This is a genomic window from Chamaesiphon sp. OTE_20_metabat_361 (assembly GCF_031364565.1).
In genome coordinates this window covers 1-4,245 of the sequence record NZ_JANLWO010000326.1, presented here as the reverse complement: position 1 = coordinate 4,245, position 4,245 = coordinate 1, and the positions used below count along the sequence as shown (strand labels likewise).

General features: G+C 49.0%; 2 protein-coding genes. Both read left to right on the top strand.

The features are described from left to right. The first annotated feature begins 709 nt into the window (after positions 1 to 709). Positions 710 to 1,666, top strand: a complete 957-nt coding sequence (gene ppk2 / locus RMO35_RS09695) for a polyphosphate kinase 2 (protein ID WP_396134847.1) — start codon at positions 710 to 712, stop codon at positions 1,664 to 1,666. 277 nt (positions 1,667 to 1,943) lie between these two features. Next, positions 1,944 to 4,115, top strand: a complete 2,172-nt coding sequence (locus RMO35_RS09690) for a glutamine synthetase III (RefSeq protein ID WP_309740672.1) — start codon at positions 1,944 to 1,946, stop codon at positions 4,113 to 4,115. Positions 4,116 to 4,245 lie beyond the last annotated feature (130 nt).

The window sequence follows — 4,245 nt, the reverse complement described above, 5'->3', positions numbered from 1 at the left end:
ATTAAAGCCATTGCATTAATTGTGACACCGAGTAGTCCCAGGGTTGGTTTTAGCCCATCCTTACCGGAATTTGTTGTCATACTTTACGTGTTTATAAATAGTTATTGCATTTGTGTAGACGCTACAAATTTTGCCGTTGGCGGAAAGCCCGCTCCCCTGGAGAATCGATTGAATGTTCGATCGATACTTATGAGTTTTGTAATGAGAGCTATTTTTTGAAAATTGCTGGCAATCGGACAGCTATATTATTGGAAGACTTCAACACAGAATCTTTACTGTTTTACAACAGATCGATCCGTATTTTTCAATACAAATAGTCGATTCAGTCTTGGAGCAAGTTTATATTTTAAAACTAACAATAACTTGTACTCGCTACCAGCATTGACTTTTCGGGTGTTGTCTCGAACGGTAAATTTATGTGTGACCATCTGCTTGTGATATTTCGTAGTTTGCAATACAAACACTCAGCTTATTTGTCTTTAATATAGGTCAACCCCAAAAAACCTTTAACGACTTACAAGCGTTGACAAAGATCGGCTTGAGAGATTTTGTCCTTACATTTGCAATCTCTGTCTGTTGCTAACTTCTAAGACGTTGTGAGGGTAATGAATCCAATTTTAAGATCGGTATTACCTGCGCCACACTCATACTGGGTTATCAAAGGATAATTATGGAAACCGAAATCATGAACGGCAGTTCCACCACTGCTATGTTCGACTCACTGGTGGAACCAGCCACAATCAAGCACAAGCAGAAAAAACAGAAGAAGAGCAAAAAAGCCCAGATTCAAACCGCCGAACGCCGAGTGCTGCATCACGTCTCTGAGGCAGAAGGCAGTTCCAAACTTCCCAGTAAAGTTTACGAGCAAGAGCTAGCTCGACTGCAAGTCGAATTGGTAAAAATGCAGTACTGGGTCAAGAATACAGGCGTGCGGATCGTGATTTTGTTCGAGGGACGCGATGCTGCTGGTAAAGGTGGCACGATTAAGCGAATTACCGAGCCGCTGAACCCTCGTGGTTGTCGGGTTGTCGCTCTGGGAACGCCGAGCGTTGGCGAAGCCTCTCCCCTGGAGAATCGCGAAAAAACCGAATGGTATTTCCAACGCTACGTGCCCCATCTACCCGCTGCGGGTGAGATCGTTTGTTTCGATCGCAGTTGGTACAACCGCGCTGGAGTAGAGCATGTAATGGGTTTTTGTACCGATGCCCAATATCAGGAATTCATGCAAACTTGTCCCGAATTCGAGCGAATGCTGGTGAAATCAGGGATTATTTTGCTGAAATATTGGTTCTCAGTTAGCGATGACGAGCAAGAGCGACGGTTTCAGTCGCGGACGACCGATCCGGCACGGCGGTGGAAACTCAGTCCGATGGATCTCGAATCACGCGATTCTCCAGGGGAGAGGCTTCGCCAACGCTGGGTGGAGTATTCGCAAGCTAAGGATGCGACGTTTGCCCATACGAATATCCCTGAAGCTCCGTGGTTCACGGTGGAGGCGAATGATAAACGCCGCGCTCGGCTCAATTGCATCAGTCACTTTTTGAGCAAGATTCCCTATGTGGACATGACACCGGAGCCGCTGGAGTTGCCCCCGCGCAAGAGTGCGCCGCATGACTATGTACGTCCGCCGCGTAACGAGCAGTTTTTTGTGCCGTCAGTGTATTGAGCAGCCCTCACCCCGCCCTCGCCTGTGGCTCTGGCTCCCCTCTCCCAAGCTTGGGTGTGGGGTTGGGGGTGAGGGCGAGGGATTTCGATCGCAAAAGATCGATCGTAGGTTGGGCTGAAGCCCTCGAAACCCAACACACTCAGCGATTACCTCCGGTAGGCTTCGCCAACGATTGTAGGAATGTTGGGTTTCTGCGGAGATCTACCCACCCCGCCCTACGGGCACCCCTCCGAGGAGGGGATTTTCTATCCATCCACCTCACCAGGAATAAATCATCATGACTCATGAATTGCGCGTACAGGCTGTCTCTCAAGTAACCGATCGCCAGCCGTTACCATCCAAGGTGCCTCAACGCTTAGAAGCACTGTGGGCAACGGATGTATTTACCTTGAGCAAGATGCAGGCAAGTTTGCCCAAAGATATTTATAAATCAGTTAAGAGTACGATTCAGACAGGTGGTAAGCTAGATATCTCGATCGCGGGTACCGTCGCTGCGGCGATGAAAGATTGGGCGATCGCTAAAGGGGCACTATACTATGCTCACGTCTTTTACCCGATGACGAATGCGACTGCGGAAAAGCATGACGGTTTTATCTCCGTCCAAAGTGATGGGAGCGTGTTGACGGAGTTTACCGGGAAAGTCCTAGTTCAGGGCGAACCGGATGGCTCGTCTTTTCCCAATGGCGGACTACGATCGACTTTTGAGGCACGCGGTTATACGGCTTGGGATGTTACCAGTCCGGCTTATGTGATGGAAACAGACAATGGTGTCACGCTCTGCATCCCGACGGTGTTTATCTCCTGGACGGGTGAAGCTCTGGATAAGAAAACACCATTATTACGATCGAATGCGGCGATGAACAAAGCGGCTACACGCTTGCTCAAGTTACTGGGACATACCGAAGTTGCACCCGTTAATTCTAGCTGTGGTGCCGAGCAGGAATACTTTTTAGTTGACGCGCATTTTGCCCATAGTCGTCCCGACATGCTGCTCACAGGACGCACCTTATTTGGTAAGTCGGCGGCTAAAGGTCAGCAATTTGACGATCACTACTTTGGGGCAATTCCCGATCGCGTGCAGGTGTTCATGCAGGACGTGGAGGAGCGGATGTATCGGCTGGGGATTCCCGCCAAAACGCGCCACAACGAAGTAGCTCCAGGTCAATTCGAGCTGGCACCCTTCTTTGAAGCTGCCAACGTTGCCAGCGATCACCAGCAACTGACGATGACTCTGCTCAAGTGTACCGCCAAGAAACACGGCTTTGTCTGCCTGTTGCATGAGAAACCATTTGCCGGAATTAATGGCTCTGGGAAACACGTCAACTGGTCGGTGGGGAATGCGACTCAAGGTAATTTACTCGATCCTGGCGATACTCCTCATGCCAATATGCAGTTTTTACTGTTCTGTGGCGCGGTGATTCGGGGCGTACACAAGTATGGGCCACTATTACGCGCCGTTGTTGCGACAGCTAGCAACGACCACCGCTTGGGCGCAAATGAAGCTCCCCCAGCAATTATCTCTGTTTATCTCGGATCGCAACTCGAACAGGTTTTCGACCAGATTAGTAAGGGCGAGACTACCAGTTCGGCTCATGCCGGAGTGATGGAACTCGGCGTAGACACTTTACCAGTATTCGCCAAAGATCCTGGCGATCGCAATCGCACCTCGCCCTTTGCCTTTACAGGCAACCGCTTTGAGTTCCGCGCCGTCGGTTCCAACCAATCGGTATCGGGGCCATTAGTCGCGATGAATACGATCCTGACTGATTCGCTCACTTGGATTGCCGACAAATTAGAAGCCAAAATGGCTGAGGGAGCCGATCTAACTACTGCCATCAACACAGTGCTTAAAAAAGTGATGGACAAGCATAGTGCCGTCGTGTTTGGTGGTAACGGTTACTCCGAAGATTGGCATAAAATGGCGGTGGAAGAACGCGGTTTAGTTAACCTGCGGACGACTGCTGATGCGCTACCAGTCCTTAAAGCTGATGACATCAAAGAGTTATTCGAGCGAGTTGGAGTGCTGAGTGCCGTCGAACTTGAAAGTCGGTTTGAAGTGTACGCCGAGCAGTATATTCTGGCGATCGATGTCGAAGCCAAACTGATGGTGACGATGGCAAAAACTACCATTTATCCAGCCGCCATGCGCTATCATTCCGAACTGTCTACCACGATTTTTAATGCTAAATCGATCGGGATCGAACTTAGTAAGGAAAGTGCCGAAAAAGTAGCGATGTTAATCGGCACAATCATGGATAAAGTCAGTAAACTCGATGGAGCGATGGGCAAACACGATTTTAGCTCGATCGAAGAACACATGCAGTATTGCGCCAAAACAATCCGCCCGATGATGGACGAGTTACGCAAAGATGCTGACGCCCTAGAAGGTGAGGTAGCGGACGATTTCTGGCCGCTACCTACCTATCAAGAGATGCTATTTGTTAAGTAATTAACTGTAATATCTCTGGACATTTTTCGCTCACAAACTTGACACAATTTTCATCATCAGTCAGTGCGTTAGCCGAGCAACTCGGAATCACAATCGCACTGACTGATTTTGTGTAAATGACAATTAGTTC